The organism is Nitrobacter sp. TKz-YC01, assembly GCF_047824785.1.
Lineage (GTDB): Bacteria > Pseudomonadota > Alphaproteobacteria > Rhizobiales > Xanthobacteraceae > Nitrobacter.
In genome coordinates, this window is the sequence record NZ_CP181167.1 from 572,533 (window position 1) to 594,840 (window position 22,308).

Annotated in this window: 16 protein-coding genes; 13 read left to right on the forward strand and 3 right to left on the reverse strand. The window is 63.1% G+C overall.

Going from position 1 to position 22,308, the window contains the following annotated elements:
- The first annotated feature begins 241 nt into the window (after positions 1-241).
- From ACMYR2_RS02680 to ACMYR2_RS02695, 4 genes are all read left to right on the forward strand, one after another.
- Positions 242-3,634, forward strand: coding sequence for a helicase-related protein (locus ACMYR2_RS02680; protein ID WP_416193626.1), 3,393 nt, complete (start codon positions 242-244; stop codon positions 3,632-3,634).
- Between the two features lie 50 nt (positions 3,635-3,684).
- The gene (locus ACMYR2_RS02685; protein WP_347264943.1) at positions 3,685-3,966 is read left to right on the forward strand and encodes an RNA-binding S4 domain-containing protein; all 282 of its coding nucleotides are present in this window, start codon (positions 3,685-3,687) and stop codon (positions 3,964-3,966) included.
- Between the two features lie 209 nt (positions 3,967-4,175).
- A complete protein-coding gene (gene fdxA / locus ACMYR2_RS02690) occupies positions 4,176-4,514 on the forward strand; it encodes a ferredoxin FdxA (protein WP_347264941.1) in 339 nt (112 codons plus the stop codon).
- Between the two features lie 228 nt (positions 4,515-4,742).
- Complete coding sequence (locus ACMYR2_RS02695) at positions 4,743-5,795, forward strand: CarD family transcriptional regulator (RefSeq protein WP_416194049.1); 1,053 nt, start codon at positions 4,743-4,745, stop codon at positions 5,793-5,795.
- Between the two features lie 772 nt (positions 5,796-6,567).
- On the opposite strand, the gene ACMYR2_RS02700 is transcribed toward ACMYR2_RS02695, so the two are convergent.
- From ACMYR2_RS02700 to ACMYR2_RS02710, 3 genes are all read right to left on the reverse strand, one after another.
- The gene (locus ACMYR2_RS02700) at positions 6,568-7,359 is read right to left on the reverse strand and encodes a Bax inhibitor-1/YccA family protein (RefSeq protein ID WP_416193627.1); all 792 of its coding nucleotides are present in this window, start codon (positions 7,357-7,359) and stop codon (positions 6,568-6,570) included.
- 294 nt (positions 7,360-7,653) lie between these two features.
- Positions 7,654-10,209 (reverse strand): ABC transporter permease, encoded by a 2,556-nt coding sequence (locus ACMYR2_RS02705; protein WP_416193628.1) that lies wholly within the window; start codon positions 10,207-10,209, stop codon positions 7,654-7,656.
- Between the two features lie 76 nt (positions 10,210-10,285).
- A complete protein-coding gene (locus ACMYR2_RS02710; protein ID WP_416193629.1) occupies positions 10,286-11,008 on the reverse strand; it encodes an ABC transporter ATP-binding protein in 723 nt (240 codons plus the stop codon).
- A 205-nt stretch (positions 11,009-11,213) separates the two neighbouring features.
- On the opposite strand from ACMYR2_RS02710, the gene ACMYR2_RS02715 reads away from it, so the two are divergent.
- From ACMYR2_RS02715 to ACMYR2_RS02755, 9 genes are all read left to right on the forward strand, one after another.
- A complete protein-coding gene (locus ACMYR2_RS02715; RefSeq protein ID WP_347263673.1) occupies positions 11,214-11,834 on the forward strand; it encodes an arylesterase in 621 nt (206 codons plus the stop codon).
- A gap of 251 nt (positions 11,835-12,085) precedes the next feature.
- Positions 12,086-12,622: an RNA 2',3'-cyclic phosphodiesterase gene (gene thpR / locus ACMYR2_RS02720; protein ID WP_347263669.1), complete on the forward strand. Its 537-nt coding sequence runs from the start codon at positions 12,086-12,088 to the stop codon at positions 12,620-12,622.
- Between the two features lie 68 nt (positions 12,623-12,690).
- Positions 12,691-13,875 (forward strand): cell division protein ZapE, encoded by a 1,185-nt coding sequence (zapE, locus tag ACMYR2_RS02725; protein WP_347263668.1) that lies wholly within the window; start codon positions 12,691-12,693, stop codon positions 13,873-13,875.
- Positions 13,876-13,975: 100 nt separating this feature from the next.
- Positions 13,976-14,944 carry a malate dehydrogenase gene (mdh, locus tag ACMYR2_RS02730; RefSeq protein ID WP_347263667.1) on the forward strand — a complete coding sequence of 323 codons (969 nt, stop codon included), beginning with the start codon at positions 13,976-13,978 and terminating at the stop codon, positions 14,942-14,944.
- A 158-nt stretch (positions 14,945-15,102) separates the two neighbouring features.
- On the forward strand, positions 15,103-16,302 hold the full coding sequence (gene sucC, locus ACMYR2_RS02735) for an ADP-forming succinate--CoA ligase subunit beta (protein ID WP_347263666.1): 1,200 nt from the start codon (positions 15,103-15,105) through the stop codon (positions 16,300-16,302).
- Positions 16,302-17,186 carry a succinate--CoA ligase subunit alpha gene (gene sucD, locus ACMYR2_RS02740; RefSeq protein ID WP_347263665.1) on the forward strand — a complete coding sequence of 295 codons (885 nt, stop codon included), beginning with the start codon at positions 16,302-16,304 and terminating at the stop codon, positions 17,184-17,186. The genes sucC and sucD overlap by 1 nt, the downstream gene beginning before the upstream one ends.
- 147 nt (positions 17,187-17,333) lie before the next feature.
- Positions 17,334-20,291 carry a 2-oxoglutarate dehydrogenase E1 component gene (locus ACMYR2_RS02745; protein WP_347263664.1) on the forward strand — a complete coding sequence of 986 codons (2,958 nt, stop codon included), beginning with the start codon at positions 17,334-17,336 and terminating at the stop codon, positions 20,289-20,291.
- 103 nt (positions 20,292-20,394) lie between these two features.
- Positions 20,395-21,681: a 2-oxoglutarate dehydrogenase complex dihydrolipoyllysine-residue succinyltransferase gene (odhB, locus tag ACMYR2_RS02750; RefSeq protein WP_416193630.1), complete on the forward strand. Its 1,287-nt coding sequence runs from the start codon at positions 20,395-20,397 to the stop codon at positions 21,679-21,681.
- A gap of 123 nt (positions 21,682-21,804) precedes the next feature.
- Positions 21,805-22,305: a hypothetical protein gene (locus tag ACMYR2_RS02755; protein WP_347263662.1), complete on the forward strand. Its 501-nt coding sequence runs from the start codon at positions 21,805-21,807 to the stop codon at positions 22,303-22,305.
- Positions 22,306-22,308 lie beyond the last annotated feature (3 nt).

Here is a 22,308-nt window from a genome sequence, read left to right on the forward strand (position 1 = left end):
TAACCCATTCCAAGCACGAGATGTTGTGGTGAACGAAGCCGGACAGATCAGGAGTCAGCGATTCGGGCGCGATTCGTTCCGGACTCGTTCCAAAGCTTAAGCCGCTACCCGCAGGGCGTCGCATTGTGAAACACATCCGAACCTGTGATAGCGGGCCCCACATCTTGAAGATGTGCCGGATCAAAGGCGTGGATGGCCGGGACAAGCCCGGCCATGGCGCCGCGAAAGCCCTCGGAAGACTATGACCTTCTCATCCTCGACCCTCTCATCCTCGATGTTTCCGCCCGGCAATGGTCGCGCGCCCGGTGCGGGCGTGACGGCGGTGCTCGGTCCGACCAACACCGGCAAGACCCATCTGGCCATCGAGCGGATGCTGGCGCATTCCTCCGGCATTATCGGCCTGCCGCTGCGGCTGCTCGCCCGCGAACTCTACGACAAGATCGCCGACCGCGCCGGAGTGGATTCCGTCGCCCTGGTCACCGGCGAGGAGAAGATCAAGCCGCCGCGCCCGCGCTTCTGGGTTTCGACGGTCGAAGCGATGCCGCGCGACCTCGACGTGTCGTTCCTCGCCATCGATGAAATCCAGATCGCCGCCGATCTTGAACGCGGCCATGTTTTCACCGATCGCATTCTCCATCGTCGTGGCCGCGACGAGACCTTGCTGCTCGGCGCCGCCACCATGCGCCCGATCGTCGAGCGGCTGCTGCCGGGCGCGAGCATCGTCACGCGCCCGCGGCTGTCGCAGCTTGAATTCGCGGGCGACCGCAAGATCACCCGGCAGCCGCGCCGCACCGCGATCGTCGCCTTCTCGGCGAACGAGGTTTACGCCATCGCCGAACTGATCCGGCGTCAGCGTGGCGGGGCGGCCGTGGTGCTGGGATCGCTCAGCCCGCGCACCCGCAACGCGCAGGTCGAGATGTTCCAGTCCGGTGACGTCGATTATCTGGTCGCCACCGATGCGGTCGGCATGGGCCTCAATCTTGATGTCGATCACGTCGCCTTCGCCTCGGACCGCAAATATGACGGCTACCAGTTTCGCAGGCTCACCCCGGCTGAATTCGCGCAGATCGCAGGCCGCGCCGGCCGCGCTAGCCGCAACGGCACCTTCGGCACCACAGGGCGCTGCGCGCCGTTCGAGCCCGAACTCGTGGACGCGTTGCAGAATCACACCTTCGAGGCGGTCAGGACCCTGCAGTGGCGCAATTCCGATCTCGATTTTTCCTCGCTCGGCGCCTTGCAGGTCTCGCTGGCGCTGACGCCCTCGCACGAGGCGCTGACCCGCGCGCCGATCGCCGAGGATCTGCGGGTGCTCGATCATGCGGCGCGCGACGTCGAGGTTCGCGCCATGGCGCAGACCGCGGCTGCGGTGGAGCGGCTGTGGGACGCCTGCCAGATTCCGGATTATCGCAAGATCGCGCCGGCGGCTCACGCCGAGCTGGTGACGACGCTGTTCGGCTTTCTGATGCGTGAGGGCAGGGTTCCTGACGACTGGTTTGCGGCTCAGATCGCTCAGGCCGATCGTTCCGACGGGGATATCGATACCCTGTCGGCGCGGATCGCGCAGATTCGGACCTGGACCTTCGTGGCGAATCGCCCGGACTGGCTGGCCGATCCCGAGCATTGGCGCGGAATTTCGCGCGAGGCCGAAAATAAATTGTCCGACGCGCTGCACCAAAGGCTCACGGAGCGTTTCGTTGACCGCCGGACCAGTGTATTGATGCGCCGCTTGCGGGAAAACACGATGCTGGATACGGAAATCGGCAAGACGGGTGAGGTGATCGTCGAGGGCCATGTGATCGGCCGTCTCGACGGATTTACGTTCGCGCCGGATGCGGCGGAGGCAGGCTCCGAAGCCAAGGCTTTGCAGGCTATCGCGCAAAAGGCGCTGGCCGGCGAAATCGAGGCGCGCGCGGAGAAATTGTCGGGAGCGCCCGACGACCAGTTCGTGCTGACCTCGGACGGCACCATCCGCTGGACGGGCGACGCGGTGGCGCGACTGGTGGCTGCGGACGACGCGCTGCATCCACGGCTGCGGATCATTTCCGACGAACGGCTGACCGGAGCGCCGCGCGAGGCGGTGCAGGCCAGGCTCGATCTATGGTTGAAGACCCATATCGAGAAGCTTCTGGGGCCGCTGTTCGAGTTGTCGAAAGCGGAGGATGTCACCGGTATCGCGCGTGGCATCGCCTTCCAGCTGGTCGAATCGCTCGGCGTTCTGGAGCGCTCGAGGATCGCCGCCGAGTTGAAGGATCTCGATCAGTCGTCGCGCGCTTCCCTGCGCAAATACGGGGTGCGTTTCGGCGCTTACCATATCTATTTCCCCCTGCTTTTGAAGCCGGCTGCGCGGTCGCTGGCCTCGCTGTTGTGGGCGCTGAAGCAGGACAATGTCGACCTCTCGGCGCTGTCGAGCGCGCAGCATCTGGCAAGCAGCGGCCGCACGTCGTTCCCGGCGGACAAGCTGCTCGATCGCGACGCCTACCGCGCCCTCGGTTATCGGCAATGCAGCGAGCGCGCCGTCCGCGTCGATATTCTGGAAAGGCTTGCCGACCTGATCCGTCCGGCGCTGTCGTGGCGGGAAGGGGCGCCCGGCGAAAAGCCAGCCGGCGCGTTCGATGGGCGCGGGTTTGTCGTGACGCAGGCCATGACCTCGCTCGCGGGCACCGCGGGTGAGGATTTCGCCTCCATTCTACGCGCGCTCGGCTATCGCATGGAACGGTGCCCGGCGCCGCCATCCGCAACCGAGAACGGCCCCGTGGCGGATGCCGCCGTGGAAGCGGCTGCTGCCGAAACGGTAGAAAGCGCGCCGCAGCCGGCGGCGGCGACTGATGTCGTGCCTCCGGCAGAGGAGGCCGTTTCCGACCGCGCGGAGACAGCCGATGCCGGCTCTGTTGAACCGGAGCCCGTGCCGGATGCGGGTTCATCCGGAGTTTCCGCCGCAAGCCTCGAAGCGGCGGCCGAAGTGGTCGAGGAGCCGTCTGCTGCGGCATCACCGCCAGCCGTCGAGGCTTCGGAGGTGTCCAGCGCCGAGGAGACGGCCGCCAGCGATGCCGTGCCGGATGATTCCGCGCTCGTCGTTGCCGCGAGCGTGGTCGAAGGAGACGCGGCTTCAGCCTCGATTGCCGAGACTGACGCTTCGCCGCCGGAGGCGGACGGTGAGCCGGCGATGGTCGAGGTCTGGCGGCCGGGCGGGCGACCCGCCGATCGACGTCCTCGCCACGATCGCAATCGGTATCGCCGGCAGCAGCCGAAGACGGATGGCCCGCAGGCGGCGCCTGCGGACGGAGAGGGTTCCGAGGGAGCGCAAGGACGAGAGCGGCACGGGAGAAACCGACGGCGGCAGCCGACCGGCGCACCGGCCGAAAACGCGCCCGCGGGCAGTGAAAGCGAGTCGCGCGAAGGCAAGGGACGCCCGCCGCGCGAGCGCTTCAAGGGCAAGGGACGGGACAGGGATCAGGACAAGGGTCGGACCCATGGGTTCCGCAAGGGCGGTCGCGAGGGACGTTCCGACACCGGACCTTCGCATCGGCCCTACGCCAGCAGCGCGCCGCGTGAGCGCGAGCCATCGATCGATCCGGATTCGCCGTTTGCCAAACTGGCCGCCCTCAAGGATCAGCTTGCCGGCCGCAAGGATTGAACGGCCGGTCCTTGGGCGCGTATTCCGCAAGGGTAGCCCCGTTGGATGTCCTGGAGTGCCAGCGTCTCGATAAATGGCTGTGGCACGCGCGCGTGGTCAAGGCCCGCACCCAGGCCGCGGCGCTGGTCGAGGCCGGCCGTGTTCGTGTCAACGGACTACGGCAGACATCTCCCGGCCACTCCCTCAGGATTGCCGACGTGCTCACGATCAGGCTGGATCGCGGCATTCGCATCCTGAAGATTACCGGATTCGCCGAACGGCGAGGCGGCCCGACCGTGGCGCGGGCTCTCTATGACGATCTGTCGGATGTTTCCGGCGGAGCTGAAGAATAATCCGGACCCGAGGGTCGCCGCCGCAAGGTGGGAGGCGGTTTCGGGCAGGATCATGCTCAGTTGAAGGGAATAGGCAGGGCTCGATCCAACGAGGTTGAATTGGACACCCGGTTGAGGGATCACTTGCGCCGGACGGGTGGTTCCCGCGCTTGCGGCAACGCTATTCCTGCGCTACCCAACCTGCAAAATCGAGCCTCCCGGAGCCCTGGATGACTTACGTCGTCAACGATGCCTGCATCAAATGCAAATACACCGATTGCGTTGAGGTTTGTCCTGTCGATTGCTTCTACGAAGGCGAGAACATGCTCGTCATTCATCCGGACGAGTGCATCGATTGCGGTGTCTGCGAACCGGAATGCCCGGCGGAGGCCATCAAGCCGGACAGCGAGCCGGGCGTTGAGAAATGGCTTGAGGTCAATGCGGAGTACGCCGGCAGGTGGCCGAACATCACGCAGAAGAAGGAAACTCCGCCGGACGCCAAGGATTTTGAGGGCCAGGAAGGCAAGTTCGAGAAATATTTTTCTCCAGAGCCCGGCGCGGGAGACTGATCGTTTTCGCGCGCCTTTGGGATGCGTGCTCCGGCGGTCCTGGCTCACCGGTCAATATTTACCTTTTTTGACGACTGGAGGCATGGAAAGTCCGCCAGAGCGCGGGCGCGCGCATAAATCATTGATTTTTGCGGAAAATGTGCTATCTTGAGCGTGTTTCCGAATTCGACTGTACATTTTACCTGCTTATGAGTCCGGAAGGACTCCGGCGTGAACATCCAGGAAGGCGTGGGTATCCACGCGCGGGCTGTGTCACAGAAAACACGTAAAAAAACGAGTTTGAGGACGTCTACCGCTCGCCGCGGTGGAACAAAAGCTCGTGCCCGGACCGCGGCCTCGATCGCGCGAACGACGGCTGCCAAGCGTTCGGCCGGAAAATCCTCAAGAAATACCGGAAAATCCTCAAGAAATAAAAGAGGCGAAATGCCAAGCAAGACCGCCAGAGCGTCCGCAAACACCGCTACGTCGAAGACCGCTGCTTCGAAAACTGTTGCTTCCGCTTCGAAGACCGCTGCTTCGAAAGCCGGATCGAGGGCGGCTGCTTCCAAGACCGCTTCCGCCTCGAAGGTCGGTTCCAGGACCTCTGTCAAGCCGGCGGCGAAGCCCGCTGCGAAGGCGGCTGTGGCCAGTAAGCCTGCGGTGAAGCCGGTGGCCAGGGCAGGCGCACGCGTGGAGGAGCCGAAGAAGGTTCTGACCCAGCGCCAGGGGTTCAAGACCGGCGAGTTCGTGGTCTATCCCGCGCACGGTGTCGGCCAGATTCTGGCGATCGAAGAGCAGGAGATCGCCGGCGCCAAGCTTGAGCTGTTCGTTATCAATTTCATCAAGGACAAAATGACTCTGCGGGTGCCGACGGCGAAGGTTGCCAATGTCGGCATGCGTAAGCTGTCCGACCCGGGTCTGGTGAAGCGGGCGCTCGAAACCCTGAAGGGCCGCGCGCGCATCAAGCGCACCATGTGGTCGCGGCGGGCGCAGGAATACGAAGCGAAGATCAACTCCGGGGATATTGTTGCGATCGCCGAAGTGGTCCGCGACCTCTATCGATCGGAATCCCAGCCGGAGCAGTCCTACAGCGAACGTCAGCTCTACGAAGCCGCGCTTGATCGTCTGTCGCGCGAGATTGCGGTCGTTCAGCACGTCACGGAGACCGAAGCGGTCAAGGAAATCGAGGGTCAACTGGCCAAGAGTCCGCGCCGTGGCGCCAAGGCGGAGGCGGGCGCCGAGGCTGACGGCGACCTGGAAGCCGATGGTGATGACGCCGCCGTGGCCGACGAGGCCGCCTGACGGCGAGCAGCGATTATAGAACGCCGGCCTTTCGGCGGGACGTATGGAAACTGAATGGAGGCTCCCGCTTAACGGGGGCCTCTTTGGTTTCAGGGCACAGACTTTGTGATTTTGCTGATGATGGCACGCGTGTGTCGCATAGACGAGCGGCGGAGCAGGCGAGCGGGTACAGCGCGTACATGGTCGTTTCCGGTGCGGGGGGTGCCTGAAGCGTTTTCGAGCGAAGCGGATGACCTGTTCGCGTGAAGAAAACGCGTCAAAACAATAAAGACAAGAATCTTTCACCATTTTCATGAAGCGGCGAAAGGCTCTTGGAGCATGATCGGTCCGATCAAGCCGAATCGGAGCATGCTTTCGAAATGAAGGATTGTCTGGCCGCATCCTCTGGCGGCGAATCAACATCCACTTCGCCGGAAAATGCTCCGGCGGTTTCCTGACATCAGCTTTCCAAAAGATCGCGCGGATCATAACCGGGGCTGCCCGGTCGCGGCGGGAGCCGCCCGCGCTAAAGCCGCGCTTCCCTACCCTGTTCAAGGAGCAATCGTAAAGGCGTCGATCACACCGAACCGCCGCGCGCATCCGGCTCCGATGTAATGCCCGATAATATACACCTTATGAAAATGGCCACCTCGTTTCCGAGGTGGCCATCCAATCTGGGTGCCCGCGTTCTACACTATCTAAAAAACAGCGGCCACTTTGAATACCAGTCCATCCATCAATCCATTCGCGGCCTGATCTGACACGGGATGGAAAGGCCCGCTTCAAGCCCTGCCTATTCGCGCTGTCCCAGCAACTGCAGCAGCAGCGTGAACAGGTTGATGAAGTTCAGGTAGAGCGACAGCGCGCCGGTAATAGCCGCGCGCTCGGCGATCTCGCCGCCCTGTGAGGCATAACCGTAGATGTATTCATTCTTCAGCCGCTGGGTGTCCCAGGCGGTGAGGCCCGCGAACACCAGCACGCCTGCGACCGAGACAACGAACTGCAACGCGGAGCTCGCGATGAACAGGTTCACCAAGCTGGCGATAATGACGCCGATCAGGCCCATGAACAGGAATGAACCCATTCCGGTCATGTCACGCTTGGTAGTGTAGCCGAACAGGCTCAGCGCGCCGAACGAGGCTGCGGTGATGAAGAACACCCGCACGATCGAGGTGTGTGTGTACACCAGGAAGATCGAGGACAGCGAAAGGCCCATCAGGGCGGAGAACGCCCAGAACAACATCTGCGCTGTCGCCGGCTTGAGCCGGTTGATGCCGAACGAGATGACAAAGACCATCGCCAGCGGCGCGAGGATGAACACCCACTTCAAGGGGCTCACGAACATCGCATAGCCGAACGGCGTGAGGTAGGCGTTGCCAAGCTGGGCGGCGGCGCCGGACGGATCGCCGGTGACGGCCGCCATGTAGACGCCGAGCGCGGCCAGACCGGTGATGGCGAGACCGATCGACATGTAGTTGTAGATTTTGAGCATATAAGCGCGAAGACCGGCATCGACGGCGGCGGCATCAACGCGCCCGTCAGCACGGCCAAGCGGAGTGGCATAGTTGCGGTCTAAGTCCGACATGTCGAATTCCCGTGGTTAGCTGGCATCGTATGAAACGCGCCAGTGCGAAATCTGTTTCGGATACCTGGTTTGCTGATTATCGATGTCCGGTCAATCAGGACCAGCATCCGACCAACCCATATGTGGGAAACTAACACAATCGCCGCAAGCTTCCATGCGCGGCTGAATGTCGCCCTCCGGAACTGGCGCGGCTTCCAAAGGCGTTGAAGGGAGAAAAACGATAAAAGACTCAGATTCGTAAAGGAACCTTTCACCGACCACGTGACGTGATCGTCCAGAACCCGCTTCATATTGTCATAAATTTCTCAGCACCGACGCCGGCTTCTGAGTGAGCGCCATCAGCGTGCCGGCAAGCCCCAGCGCGACCGTGACGATCAGCGCTGCGGCGACCACGATGGCCGCGCTTGCTGCCTGCCATTCGAAACCGAGCGTCATCAATCGCGTCACGATGAGCCACGCGGCAAGCGAACCGGCCGCCATGCCGAACACCGCTGTCGCCGCACCGATCATGAGGTATTCCAGCGCATATGCGCCGAGCAGCCGCAGCCTCGTGGCGCCGAGAGTCTTCAAAATCACCGCGTCATAGACGCGGTGCCGATGGCCGGCGGCCAGCGCGCCGCCAAGAACAAGGATCGCCGAAACAAGGGTGACGGTGCTGGCGCCGCGGATCGCCAGCACGAGGTTGGTGACGACCGTGCCGATGGTTTCGAGGGCCTCGCGGACCCGCACGCTCGTCACCATCGGGAAGACGTCGGCCACAGCCTTGATGATGGCTGCGTCTTTCGCAGGGCTGTCATGCATTTCTGTCAGGGTGGCGATATGGGTGTGAGGCGCGCCGCGAAACGCATTGGGCGAGAACACCAGCACGAAATTGATGCCGAGGCTCTGCCAGTCAACATTGCGCATGTTGCTGATGGTCGCCGTGATGTCGCGCCCGAGCACGTTCACGACCACGGTGTCGCCGATCCTGAGTCCAAGCCCGTCGGCCAGCTTCTTCTCGAACGACACCAGCGGCGGGCCGTTATAATCCGGCCCCCACCACTTCCCCTCGACCACTTTCGATCCCTTCGGCACCTCGCCGGTGTAGGTCAGGCCGCGATCGCTTTGCAGCACCCATTGGGCGTCGCGCGAGGGTTTCAGCTCCTCGGCTTTGACGCCGCGCGCCGCGACGATGCGCCCGCGCAGCATCGGGACATCCTCAACGATCGCCTGCGGAGTCAGCCGCTTGAGATATTCGTCGAACCGGGCCGATGCCGATGAGGGGATGTCGATGAAGTACAGCGTCGGCGCGCGCTCCGGCAGCGCCGCCGAGAACTGCCGCCGCAGGTTGCCATCGATCTGGGTGATCGTGACCAGAACCGCAAGGCCGAGGCCGAGCGAAAGCACCACGGATGGCGTCAGCGTTCCCGGACGATGGATGTTTGAAACCGCAAGGCGCAGCATGGTGATCCGGGATCGCGGCAGCCGCCGTGCGAGCGCCATCAATCCCGAGGCGATGCCGCGCAGCAACGCAAACACGATCGCCGCCGCCACCATGAACACCAGCGCCACGCGCTTGTCATAGGCAAGACCGATGGCGATGCCGGCCAGTGTCGCGATCAGGAGTGCTATCAAGACAAGGTAGCGGGCCTGCGGCCGGACGACTTCGTGAGCAACGGTGTCGCGAAACAGGGCCGAGACCGGAATGTCATGCGCCCGTGTCAGCGGCCACATGCTGAAGGCCAGCGCCGTCAACAGCCCATACACCGCCGATAGCGCCAATTCATCGGGATGCAGCATCGGCGCGACCGGCAGCGGCAGCAGGTGGCCGAAGGCGCCGACAATGATGAAAGGCAGCGCCGCGCCGATCATCAGGCCGGCGAGCGAGCCGACAGCCGCCAGCACCATGACTTGCGACAGATAGATCGCGAACACGTCGCGTCCGGTCGCGCCCACCGCCTTGAGCGTTGCAATGATGTCGCGCCGCCGGTCGATGTGGCTCTTGACGGCGTTGCCGACGCCGACGCCCCCGACGAGCAGAGCGGCGAGTCCGACCAGGGTCAGGTACTGCGTGAAACGCAGGATGGTCCGCTCAAGCTGCGGCGAGGCGTTGGTGCGGCTGCGGATCTCCCAGCCGGACTCCGGCAGCGCCTTCCGCGCGGCATCGGCCAGCGCCGCCGCCGCCCTGTCGTCCGCGCCATTGCCCGCAAGCCGAACCCGGTAGATCCAGCGCACCAGGCTGCCGGGTTGCAGCAACGCAGCGGCGCGCAGGCCGTCAATGCTGACCAGGAAACGCGGCCCGAGGCCAAGGCCGCCTGCCAGCTTGTCGGGCTCGCTTTCGATCGCGCTTCGGATCTCGAAGGTGGCGCTTCCGATCGTCACGCGATCGCCGACCTTGAGATCCAGCCGCGCCAGCAGGGTCGGGTCAGCGGCCGCGCCGAAGGTCCTGTCACGCTCAGCGAGCAGATCGGGCATCGGGATGTCCGGAGTCAGCGTCAGCGCGCCGAGCATGGGATAGGCCCCGTCGACCGCCTTGAGTTCGACCAGCGCCAGCCTGCCGTCCGGCGCCCGCGCCATCGCTCGCAGCGTCGCCGCTACCGAGACCGTTCCGCGCGCGCGCAGGAAGGCGATCTCGTCCGGTCTGGCTTCGCGCTGGATCAGCGAAAACGACACATCGCCGCCGAGCAGCGTGCGGCCCTCGCGCGCCAACCCATCCGACAGGCTGGACGCCACGGATCCGACGCCTGCAATCGCCATGACGCCAAGCGCGATGCAGGCGATGAAGACATAAAAGCCGCGCAGCCCGCCGCGCAGCTCACGCAACGCCAGGCGCAGGGGAAGAAACCGCGCGCGGGTCATCTTCGCCGTCATCGCCGATGCGCCACTGCATATCGGGCGGGAAAGAACCGCGTGATCCCGGAAATCATGACGACGCAGCGGGCCGGGTTCATCGACCTGCTCCGTCGAGACGGCCGGAACGTAGCCTCACCACGCGGTCGCAGCGTTGCGCGAGCGAGGTGTCGTGGGTCACCAGCACCAGCGTCATGCCGCGCTCGGCATGCCTGGCGAATAGGAGATCGACGATCTGCTGGCCGGTCGTCTCATCCAGGTTGCCGGTCGGTTCGTCGGCAACGAGTATCGCCGGATCGGGCGCGAACGCCCTCGCCAGCGCCACGCGCTGCTGCTCGCCGCCGGATAGCTGCGTCGGATAATGATGCAGCCGCGCGCCGAGACCGACCGCCTCCAGTTCGCTCGCCGCGCGTCGGGATGCGTCCGCGTCGCCGGCGAGTTCGAGCGGTACGGCGACGTTCTCCAGCGCCGTCATGGTCGGGATCAGATGAAATGACTGGAACACGATGCCGACATGACGCCCGCGGAACCGCGCCAGACCGTCTTCGTCGAGAGCATTGAAAGAAGTGCCGTTGACCACCACCTCTCCGCTGTCGGGGCGTTCCAGTCCCGCCATGACCATGAGCAGGGTGGATTTCCCCGACCCGGACGGACCGATCAAACCGATCGCTTCGGCGGGGGCGATGCGAAGACTGATGTCCTTCAGGATGTGGACTCGCGCGGCGCCGCTGCCCAGCGTGAGATTGACGTTGGAAATCGCGATGGCGTCCGGGATTTCGGAATAGCTGGCTGGAGACGAGCGTTCGATGAGATTATCCATGCCTGTTCCTATGTTCGCTTATCCTGTGCCGCCGTTCCGCGCGAACTTCGGATTCAGAAGGACACTGCAAATATGTTCCAGCGTGCTTCTGCGTAGAAAGTCTCCAGAGCACCTGAAGCAGAATAACGGAGACTGCCTCAGCCGCCGCGCTGGCTCATATGGCGTTTCTTTTTCCGCGATCGAGAGGTTGACGCGCGGCTTTGCGCTGTTGCTGCTCGGTGCAGGCTTGGTCCTCGCAGCCCCGGCGCGGGCCGCGGACCCCGTCAGGATCGTTGTGCTCGGCGATTCCTTGAGCGCCGGCCTTGGACTTCCCGCCGCCGACGCATTTCCCGCGCAATTGGAAAAGGCGTTAAAAGACAAGGGTGTGAACGTCGCGATCAGCAATGCCGGCGTCTCCGGCGACACCACCTCCGGCGGTCTTGACCGGCTGGACTGGTCCGTTCCGGCCGGCACGCAGGGCGTCATCCTTGAACTCGGCGCAAATGATGCCTTGCGCGGCATCGATCCCAAGGTGACGCGCGCCGCGCTGGACGAAATTCTTACGCGCCTGAAGGCGCGCAACATCGCGGTCCTGCTATGCGGCATGGTCGCGCCGCCGAACTATGGCGACGAATACGCGGCTCAATTCGGCGCGATCTTTCCCGATCTCGCGAAAAAACATGGCGTGCCCTTATACTCGTTCTTTCTGGAAGGCGTTGCCGCGAACGCAAAACTCAATCAGGCGGACGGAATTCACCCGACGGCGGCTGGGGTGACAACGATCGTCAAGAATATTCTTTCCACGGTTGAAGCCTTTCTTGACACCCTTTCCGCGCAGAAAACCTGAAGAAAGGATGCGCATCCAGGGTATGATCCGATCAAGCTGAATCGGATCATGCCCTGAAATGATGGTCTGGTCGCATTTTCTTGCGGCGGGCAGGTCATCCACTTCGCCGGAAAATGCTCTCAGTCACGGCTTGCACCGTCACACAACTACGATAGAACGGCATTTGTGATCGCCGCCGGTCGATACCTGATAGTCTGGCCGGCATATCTGGACCGAAGCCATGCATCGAGGATTTGCATCGAGGATTTGCGATGCCGCGTTTGTTCACGGGGCTGGAAATACCGCCCGAGATCTGTCGCACGCTGTCCGGTCTGCGCGGCGGCTTGCCGGGCGCCCGCTGGATCGATCCGGAGAACTACCACCTCACGCTCCGCTTTATCGGTGATATCGACGGCGCGGCGGCGAACGAGGTCGCCTCGGTGCTGCTCCGTGTCAATCGCAAGCCTTTCGAGGTGACCTTGCGGGGGCTGTCGAGCTTCGGCGGCAGGAAACCGCGCGCCGTGGTCGCCTCGGTGGAGCCGAGCGGGCCTCTGGTCGAATTGCAGGCCGAGCTTGAACGCTTGATGCAACGGTGCGGGCTGGGTCCCGAGGGGCGCAAGTTCACGCCGCACGTCACGTTGGCGCGCCTGCGCGATGCATCCAATCAGGACGTCGCGAATTATCTGTCTGTTCGGGGGTACTTCCCGGCCACGGTATTCACCGCCGAGCGCTTTGTGCTGTTCTCCTCACGCGCCTCGGTCGGCGGCGGTCCTTACGTTGTCGAGGACGCCTACGCGCTCACCGCGTGATCGCAGGTTCGCAAGAACTTTCAACCAGTTCACGACGCGCATTTCCGTTCCCAAGGAGTCGTCATCCGATGCTTTCAGCGTCTCCGGCATCGCTGCGGAATCACTATCAGGCTCTCGTCACATCAGGCGCGATCGAGGCGGACCCCGCGCAGGCGCGGGCGGTGGAAGCTCTTGCCGCGCTGGACGAGCGGCTGATGATATACAAGCCCGCCGGCAGGTCGGGCTTCCTCGACAGGCTGTTTCAGTCCGAAGACGATGCTCCCCCGAAGGGACTCTATATCCATGGTGATGTCGGGCGCGGCAAAACCATGCTGATGGACCTGTTCTTCCAGGAGAGCCGGGTCGCTCACAAACGCCGGGTCCATTTTCACGAGTTCATGACAGACGTGCATGAGCGCATCTTCGGTTTTCGCCAGAGCATCGCGCGGGGCGAGACGGCCGACGCCGATGTCGTTCAGCTCACCGCCGCGTCGATCTTCGAGCAGGCATGGCTTCTATGCTTCGATGAGTTCCACGTCACCGATATCGCCGACGCCATGATCCTGGGGCGTCTGTTCGCGCGGCTGTTCGAACTTGGCGCCGTCGTGGTGGCGACATCAAACATCCCTCCCGAGAACCTCTACGAAGGCGGCCTCAACCGCGTGCTTTTCCTGCCCTTCATTGCGCAGATCGAGGAGCGTATGGATGTGCTGCGTCTCGACGCCCGCACGGATTTTCGCCTGGAGAAGCTCGCCAGCGTCAAGATGTGGCTGACGCCCGCCGACGCCGAGGCCGAGGCGGCGCTCGACAGGGCATGGACGCTCATGACCGGCGGCGCGCCCTGCAGGCCGCGCGATGTCGCGATCAAGGGCCGCACTCTTCACGTGCCATGCTCCTCCCACGGCGTTGCACGCTTCTCCTTTGCGGATCTCTGTGAGCAGCCGCTGGCGGCTTCCGACTATCTAAGGCTCGCGCGCGACTATCACACCCTTATGATTGACCGCATCCCGGTGATGGACCACGCCGATCGCGACGCCGCCAGGCGGTTCATCGCCCTGATCGATGCGCTGTATGACAACGGCGTGAAACTGATGGCCTCGAGCGACGCCGATCCGCTTTCGCTCCATCGCGCCAGCGATGGTTCTGAAGCGCTTGAGTTCAAGCGCACCTCCTCGCGCCTGGTCGAGATGACCTCGGAGTCCTATCTGGCGAAGGCTCACGGGCGCGGCCATTCCACGGCCCGCAGCTCCTCCACCGGACTGGTCGAGACATGACGTTGCGGGTTAGCCCGACTTGAACGCGCGGGGCGAAAGGTCTAACGACGATCCATCGAGTTTTCCTTCCTGCCTCTATTGTCATCAAAGGACGAATTCCATGGCGCGCGACAAGATTGGCTTGATCGGTTCCGGTCAGATCGGGGGGACGCTCGCGCATCTCATCGGACTGAAAGAACTCGGCGACGTCGTGATGTTCGATATCGCGGATGGCGTTCCGCAAGGCAAATCGCTCGATATTGCGCAGTCGTCCCCGGTGGAAGGGTTCGACGCCAGGCTGACCGGTGCCAATTCCTATGAAGCGCTCGAAGGTGCCAGCGTCTGCATCGTCACCGCCGGTGTTCCGCGCAAGCCGGGCATGAGCCGCGACGATCTGCTCGGCATCAATCTCAGGGTGATGGAGCAGGTCGGCGCCGGCATCAGGAAATATGCGCCGGATGCGTTCGTCATCTGCATCACCAATCCGCTCGATGCCATGGTGTGGGCGCTGCAAAAGGCCTCCGGCCTGCCGGCGAAGAAGGTGGTCGGCATGGCCGGAGTGCTGGATTCCTCGCGCTTCCGCTATTTTCTCGCGGACGAATTCAACGTCTCGGTGGAAGACGTGACGGCCTTCGTGCTTGGCGGTCATGGCGACAGCATGGTGCCGCTGGTGAGGTACTCGACGGTGGCGGGCATTCCGCTGCCGGACCTCGTCAAGATGGGCTGGACCTCGCAGGCCCGCATCGACGAAATCGTGGATCGTACCCGCAACGGCGGCGCGGAGATCGTCAATCTGCTCAAGACCGGATCGGCGTTCTATGCCCCGGCCACTTCCGCGATCGCGATGGCGGAAAGTTTCCTGCGCGACAAGAAGCGTGTGCTTCCTTGCGCGGCCTATCTCAACGGCGAGTTCGGGGTGAACGACATGTATGTCGGCGTCCCCGTGGTGATCGGCGCCAAGGGCGTCGAACGGATTGTCGAGATCGAACTGACGGGCAGGGACCGGGAAGCCTTCGACAGGTCGGTCGCTGCGGTTCAGGGACTCGTTGATGCCTGCAAGAAGATCGCTCCTGATCTGCTCGACCGCTGATCGGCACTGTCTCGGTGCGGTGTCGAAAGATGCGCGTGCGGCCTTGGAAGCATATCGTGGGCGGGTCTATCCTGGCCTACGGAAATGAATGACGGCATTGTTCCTGCCAGAGCTGCCCTTGCCAGAACTGTCCTTGCCGCAGGTTGGAGACCATCCAGATGAACATCCACGAGTATCAGGCCAAGGCGTTGCTGCGCGAGTTCGGCGTGCCGGTCTCGCGAGGGGTGGCGGTGTTGCAGGCATCGGAAGCGGAGGCCGCGGCCGAAACGCTGGGCGGTCCGGTCTGGGTGGTAAAAAGCCAGATTCACGCCGGCGGCCGCGGCAAGGGCAGGTTCAGGGAATCCTCCGCCGGCGATAAAGGCGGCGTCCGCCTCGCCAGATCGATCGACGAGGTGAAGACGTTCGCCGGCCAGATGCTTGGCGCGACGCTGGTCACGGCGCAGACCGGCCCGGCCGGCAAGCAGGTCAACCGCCTTTACATCGAGGAAGGCTCCGACATCGACAAGGAGTTCTATCTCTCGGCGCTGGTCGACCGCGAGACCTCGCGGATTTCGTTCGTGGTCTCCACCGAAGGCGGGATGAACATCGAGGAGGTCGCGCACAAAACGCCTGAGAAGATCGTGACCTTCTCGGTCGATCCCGCCACCGGCGTGATGGGTCATCACGGCCGCACCGTCGCCAAGACACTGGGACTGCGCGGCGATCTCGGCAAGCAGGCGGAAAAGCTGGTGACGCAGCTTTATGATGCGTTCATCGCCAGGGACATGGCGATGCTGGAGATCAATCCGCTGGTGGTCACGAAACAGGGCGAACTGCGCGTGCTCGACGCCAAGATATCGTTCGACAGCAACGCGCTTTACCGCCATTCCGATGTCGTTGCGCTGCGCGACGAGAGCGAGGAAGACGCCAAGGAAATCGAGGCGTCGCGGTTTGATCTGAGCTACGTCGCGCTCGATGGCCAGATCGGCTGCATGGTCAACGGCGCGGGCCTTGCCATGGCGACCATGGACATCATCAAGCTCTACGGCATGAGCCCTGCGAACTTCCTCGATGTCGGCGGCGGCGCCACCAAGGACAAGGTCGCAGCTGCCTTCAAGATCATCACCGCCGATCCGAACGTGAAGGGTATCCTGATCAATATCTTCGGCGGCATCATGAAATGCGACGTCATCGCCGAAGGCGTCGTCGCCGCGGTGAAGCAGGTGGGTCTGAATGTGCCGCTGGTGGTTCGACTCGAAGGCACCAATGTCGACGCCGGCAAGAAGATCATCCGCGAGTCCGGCCTCAACGTGCTGCCCGCCGACGATCTCGACGATGCGGCGCAGAAGATCGTCAAGGCGGTGAAGGAGGTCGCGTGATGCCCATCCTGATTGATAAGAGCACCAGGGTCATCTGCCAGGGCTTCACCGGCAAGAACGGCACGTTCCATTCCGAGGCCGCGATCGCATACGGAACGAAGATGGTGGGCGGCACCTCGCCGGGCAAGGGCGGACAGACCCATCTGGGCCTGCCGGTGTTCGACACCGTCCGCGAAGCGCGCGAGGCGACCGGCGCCGGGGCCAGCGTGATCTACGTGCCGCCGGCCGGCGCCGCGGACGCGATCTGCGAGGCGATCGACGCCGAGATCCCGCTGATCGTCTGCATCACCGAGGGCATTCCGGTGCTGGACATGGTGCGGGTCAAGCGGTCGCTGTCGGGATCGAAATCGCGGCTCATCGGGCCGAATTGCCCGGGCGTCGTGACGGCGGGTGAATGCAAGATCGGCATCATGCCCGCGAACATCTTCAAGCCTGGCAATGTCGGCATCGTCTCCCGCTCAGGCACGCTGACCTACGAGGCGGTGTTCCAGACCAGCCAGGAGGGCCTTGGCCAGACCACGGCGGTCGGCATCGGCGGTGACCCCGTCAAAGGCACCGAGTTCATCGACGTGCTGGAAATGTTTCTGGCCGATCCCAACACCAGCGCGATCGTGATGATCGGCGAGATCGGAGGGTCGGCGGAGGAAGACGCCGCCCAGTTCCTGATCGACGAGGCCAAACGCGGCCGAAGCAAGCCTGTGGTCGGCTTCATCGCCGGGGTCACGGCGCCGCCCGGCCGCCGCATGGGCCATGCCGGCGCGATCATTTCCGGCGGAAAGGGTGACGCCGCCTCCAAGACGGCGGCGATGGAAGCTGCCGGAATAGCGGTTTCCCCGTCTCCCGCGCGACTGGGAAAAACGCTTGTCGAAAAACTGAAGGGCTGATTCAGGTCTTGGTCTTTTCAGCGGGAAGTTTCCCCTTAAATAGGGTAACGTCGAGTTCGCGCTGATCCTGCCGGAAAGGGCTGGTCTCGCGGGGAAAAGCGTGTGCGCCGTCGGTGACGCGCATGAGCTAAAACGTCAGGACGCGATATGTCTCGCCAGGACGCGAATGCCGCATTTGCCCTTTCCTCGTTCCTGCAGGGCGCGAATGCCGGTTACATCGACGAACTCTACGCCCGCTATGAAAAAGACCCCGGCTCGGTCGACGGCGCGTGGCAGGAATTCTTCAAGAGCCTGAAAGACTCTCCACGGGACGTCGAGAAGAATGCGAGAGGTCCGTCCTGGGAGAGGGCCAACTGGCCGCAAGATCCCCGGGACGACCTCACCTCGGCGCTCGACGGCAACTGGGCCGGGTTGGAAAAGACCGCCGACGCAAAGGCGCAGGAGAGGGCGAAGCCGAAAGCTTCGGTGCTCGCCGGCGGCGACGTCAATCAGGCCACGCGAGATTCGGTTCGCGCGCTGATGCTGATCCGCGCCTACCGCATGCGCGGTCACTTTCATGCCAAGCTCGATCCGCTCGGTCTCGAACCCGCGCGCGATCATGAGGAGCTTGATCCACGCGCCTATGGTTTCACCGAGGCCGACATGGATCGCAAGATCTTCCTCGACCACGTCCTGGGGCTCGAATACGGCTCGCTGCGCGAGATCGTGGCGATCTGCCGGCGAACTTATTGCCAGACCCTGGGCGTCGAGTTCATGCATATTTCGGACGCCGCGCAGAAAAGCTGGATTCAGGAGCGCATCGAAGGGCCGGACAAGGAGATCAGCTTCACCCCTGAAGGCCGCCGCGCCATCCTGATCAAGCTCATCGAGGCCGAGGGTTTCGAAAAATTCTGCGACGTCAAGTTCACGGGGACCAAGCGCTTCGGTCTCGACGGCGGCGAATCGCTGATCCCGGCGCTGGAGCAGATCATCAAGCGCGGCGGCAATCTCGGCGTGAAGGAAATCGTGATCGGCATGCCGCATCGCGGGCGGCTGAACGTGCTGACCCAGGTGATGGGCAAGCCCCATCGCGCGCTATTTCATGAGTTCAAGGGCGGTTCGGTCAATCCGGACAGCGTCGAGGGTTCCGGCGACGTCAAATATCATCTCGGCGCCTCGAGCGACCGCGAGTTCGACAATAACCGGATACACCTGTCGCTGACCGCCAATCCCTCGCACCTCGAAATCGTCGACCCGGTGGTGCTCGGCAAGGTGCGCGCCAAGCAGGACCAGCATGGCGATCCGCCCGAGCAGCGCAACTCCGTGCTGCCGCTGTTGATGCATGGCGACGCCGCCTTCGCGGGACAGGGCGTGGTGGCGGAATGCTTCGCCCTGTCGGACCTCAAGGGCTACCGCACCGGCGGATCGATCCATTTCATCGTCAACAACCAGATCGGGTTCACCACCTATCCGCGCTACTCGCGCTCGTCCCCGTATCCGTCCGACGTCGCGAAGATGATCGATGCGCCGATCTTCCACGTCAATGGCGACGATCCGGAAGCCGTGGTGTTCGCTGCGAAGGTCGCGGTCGAGTTCCGGCAGAAATTCCACAAGCCGGTCGTGATCGACATGTTCTGCTATCGCCGCCATGGTCACAACGAAGGCGACGAGCCGTCGTTCACCAATCCGCTGATGTACAAGAAGATCGCTGTTCATCCCTCGACGCTTGAACTCTACGCCAAGCGGCTGAGCGCCGAAGGCATCATGACCGAGGGCGAGATCGAAAAGCTGAAGGCCGACTGGCGCGCGCGGCTGGACGCCGAATTCGAGGCCGGCGCGGGCTACAGGCCGAACAAGGCCGACTGGCTCGACGGCAAGTGGGCCGGTCTCAAGCTCGCCGATCAGAGCGAGGAGCCGCGTCGCGGTGTCACCGGCGTGAACGTCGAGACGCTGAAGAACGTCGGCCGCAGCATTACGCGGGTGCCGGACGGTTTCCGGGTGCATCGCACGGTGCAGCGCTTTCTCGATAATCGCGCCAAGGCGGTCGAGAGCGGAACCGGGATCGACTGGGCGACGGCCGAGGCGCTGGCCTTCTGCACGCTGATGCTTGAGGGCCACAACGTCCGTCTGTCCGGCCAGGACAGCGAGCGCGGCACCTTCTCGCAGCGGCATTCGGTGCTGTTCGATCAAGAGGACGAGAGTCGCTACACGCCGTTCAATCACCTCGACGCCGATCACGGCTGCTACGAGGTGATCAACTCGCTGCTTTCGGAAGAAGCCGTGCTCGGTTTCGAGTACGGTTACTCGCTCGCGGAGCCCAACACGCTGACAATGTGGGAAGCCCAGTTCGGCGACTTCGCCAACGGAGCGCAGGTCCTGCTCGACCAGTTCATCTCCTCCGGCGAACGCAAGTGGCTGCGCATGTCGGGACTCGTCTGCATGTTGCCCCACGGCTATGAGGGGCAGGGGCCGGAGCATTCCTCGGCGCGGCTGGAGCGCTTCCTGCAGATGTGCGCCGAAGACAACATGCAGGTCGTCAACATCACGACGCCGGCCAACCATTATCATGCGCTGCGCCGCCAGTTGAAGCGCCAGATCCGCAAGCCGCTGATCATGATGACGCCGAAGTCGCTGCTGCGTCACAAGCGGGTGGTGTCGCGCCTCGACGAGTTCGGCGCCGATACCGCGTTCCATCGCATCCTTTACGACGATGCGACGATGCTGCCGGAGCAGAAGATCCGGCTGGTGGACGACGATAAGATTCGCCGCGTGGTGCTGTGCTCCGGCAAGGTCTACTACGATCTCTACGAGGAACGTGAGCAGCGCGACATCAAGGATGTCTATCTGATGCGGATCGAACAGCTGTATCCCGTTCCGCTGAAGGCGCTGGTGCAGGTCCTCGGCGGCTTCAAGAATGCCGAGATCGTCTGGTGCCAGGAAGAGCCACGCAACATGGGCGCATGGCTCTTCATCGAGCCCTATCTTGAATGGGTGCTCAACCAGATCGGCGCAACCGGGAAGCGCCCGCGTTATGCCGGCCGCGCCGCGGCCGCGGCGACCGCGACCGGGTTGATGTCGAAGCATCTTGCGCAACTCAAGGCGCTTCTCGACGAGGCGCTGAGCTGACACGGACAGTCATGTCGGACTTGAAACGCTAGGCCAACTTGTGGCGGATGTTTCCGGGCATCCTTTCTCGGGACAAGTCAGCCATGACGAAAGGAAGAGGACCATGACTGAGATACGGGTTCCGACGCTTGGCGAATCGGTGACCGAGGCGACCATCGGAAAATGGTTCAAGAAACAAGGCGACGCCGTATCCGTCGACGAGCCGCTCGTCGAACTCGAAACCGACAAGGTGACAATCGAAGTCCCCGCGCCGTCCGCCGGCACGCTCGCCGAACTCGTGGCCAGGCAGGGCGAGACGGTGGCCGTCGGCGCGCTGCTCGGACAGATCATCGAAGGCGGTGCGCCGGCAAAGCCAGCGGCGGCCAAGACGGCGGCCAAGACGCAAGGCGTCGCCGCCGAGAGCACGACCGGGCGGCCGGATCTTAAGTCCGACACCACGACACCGATCAACGCTGGCCCGGAAGAGCCGCGGCCGAGACCCGAAGCCGACGCGCCGCTCGCTCCCTCGGTGCGCAAGCTCTCCGCCGAAAGCGGCATCGACGCCTCCACCGTGGCGGGCTCCGGCAAGGATGGCCGCGTCACCAAGGGCGATATGCTGGCGGCGATCGAGAAGGCCGCGTCGGCGCCCACCCCTGTCGACCAGCCGGCCGCCGCCGTGCAGGTGCGCGCTCCCTCTCCGGCGGATGACGCCTCGCGCGAGGAGCGGGTGAAGATGACGCGGCTGCGCCAGACCATCGCGCGCCGCCTCAAGGAGGTGCAGAATACCGCAGCTATACTGACGACCTTCAACGAAGTCGACATGAGCGGTGTCATGGCGCTTCGCGCGAACTATAAGGACGTGTTCGAGAAGAAGCATGGCGTGAAGCTCGGCTTCATGGGCTTCTTCACCAAGGCCATCGTGCAGGCATTGAAGGACATTCCGGCGGTCAATGCCGAAATCGATGGCAGCGACCTGATCTACAAGAACTACTATCACATCGGAATCGCCGTCGGCACCGACAAGGGGCTAGTGGTGCCCGTGGTGCGCGACTGCGATCAAAAAACGATCGCCGAGATCGAGAAGAGCATCGCCGACTATGGCCGCCGCGCCCGCGACGGTCAGCTCAAGATCGAGGAAATGCAGGGCGGCACCTTCACCATCACCAATGGCGGCATCTACGGCTCGCTGATGTCGACGCCGATCCTGAATGCGCCGCAGGCTGGCATTCTCGGCATGCACAAGATTCAGGAACGGCCGGTGGCGATCGACGGCAAGGTGGAGATCCGGCCGATGATGTATCTCGCGCTCTCTTATGATCACCGCGTCATCGACGGCAAGGAGGCCGTCACCTTCCTTGTGCGCGTCAGGGAATCGCTCGAAGATCCGGCGCGGTTGGTGCTGGATCTGTAACTCAAGCTAGAGCATGTTCGCTTCTGATTGAATCAGAAGCGAGACTCTACGATTTTGTTTTGGTGCGTTTTCTTCACGCGAACAGGTTATCCGCGTCGCTCGAAAACGCTATAAGGCAACCACATGACGCAAATCCTGCTGAAGTCCAATATCAGAACCGCCGAGCTTGGTCATCTGACCGCCATCGACCTGGAGTTGAATGCCGTCATTCTGGAGCTGGTTTATCTGGCTTGTTTGAGCTTCGAGCACGGCCCGTCCGCCTCGGGGATGTACCTCTCCGAGTATGGCGGGGAGATCAAAACCATTAGCTATGAGAATCCGCTGGATGTTCTGGGAGACTTCAAGAACATCTCGAAGAAATCCGCGGACTGGGTTCTGTCACGAACGCTGTTCTACCACGACAACCACAGGCGACGGGCGAGGGCCGACCAGGAGAAGGCAAACACTGAAGAAAAGCCTCAATCGATCATTGAGAAAAAGCTCGGCAGCCTTGAGAAGGCTCACGCTTTGAGAGGCAAGCTGATCAAGGACGGAGCCGATCCCGACGAACTCAACCGGCTGGTCGGAGGACTGCTTTTCGAACAGCGTGCAAAATTGATTCCCGGGCCAGACGAAGCGGGCTGAGCA

Coding starts and splice junctions, on each gene's coding strand:
- zapE (WP_347263668.1), top strand. CDS start 12,691: ATGCTTTCAGCGTCTCCGGCATCGCTGCGGAATCACTATCAGGCTCTC.
- fdxA (WP_347264941.1), top strand. CDS start 4,176: ATGACTTACGTCGTCAACGATGCCTGCATCAAATGCAAATACACCGAT.
- ACMYR2_RS02745 (WP_347263664.1), top strand. CDS start 17,334: ATGTCTCGCCAGGACGCGAATGCCGCATTTGCCCTTTCCTCGTTCCTG.
- sucD (WP_347263665.1), top strand. CDS start 16,302: ATGCCCATCCTGATTGATAAGAGCACCAGGGTCATCTGCCAGGGCTTC.
- ACMYR2_RS02710 (WP_416193629.1), bottom strand. CDS start 11,008: ATGGATAATCTCATCGAACGCTCGTCTCCAGCCAGCTATTCCGAAATC.
- ACMYR2_RS02705 (WP_416193628.1), bottom strand. CDS start 10,209: ATGACGGCGAAGATGACCCGCGCGCGGTTTCTTCCCCTGCGCCTGGCG.
- sucC (WP_347263666.1), top strand. CDS start 15,103: ATGAACATCCACGAGTATCAGGCCAAGGCGTTGCTGCGCGAGTTCGGC.
- ACMYR2_RS02700 (WP_416193627.1), bottom strand. CDS start 7,359: ATGTCGGACTTAGACCGCAACTATGCCACTCCGCTTGGCCGTGCTGAC.
- odhB (WP_416193630.1), top strand. CDS start 20,395: ATGACTGAGATACGGGTTCCGACGCTTGGCGAATCGGTGACCGAGGCG.
- ACMYR2_RS02755 (WP_347263662.1), top strand. CDS start 21,805: ATGACGCAAATCCTGCTGAAGTCCAATATCAGAACCGCCGAGCTTGGT.
- thpR (WP_347263669.1), top strand. CDS start 12,086: ATGCCGCGTTTGTTCACGGGGCTGGAAATACCGCCCGAGATCTGTCGC.
- mdh (WP_347263667.1), top strand. CDS start 13,976: ATGGCGCGCGACAAGATTGGCTTGATCGGTTCCGGTCAGATCGGGGGG.
- ACMYR2_RS02680 (WP_416193626.1), top strand. CDS start 242: ATGACCTTCTCATCCTCGACCCTCTCATCCTCGATGTTTCCGCCCGGC.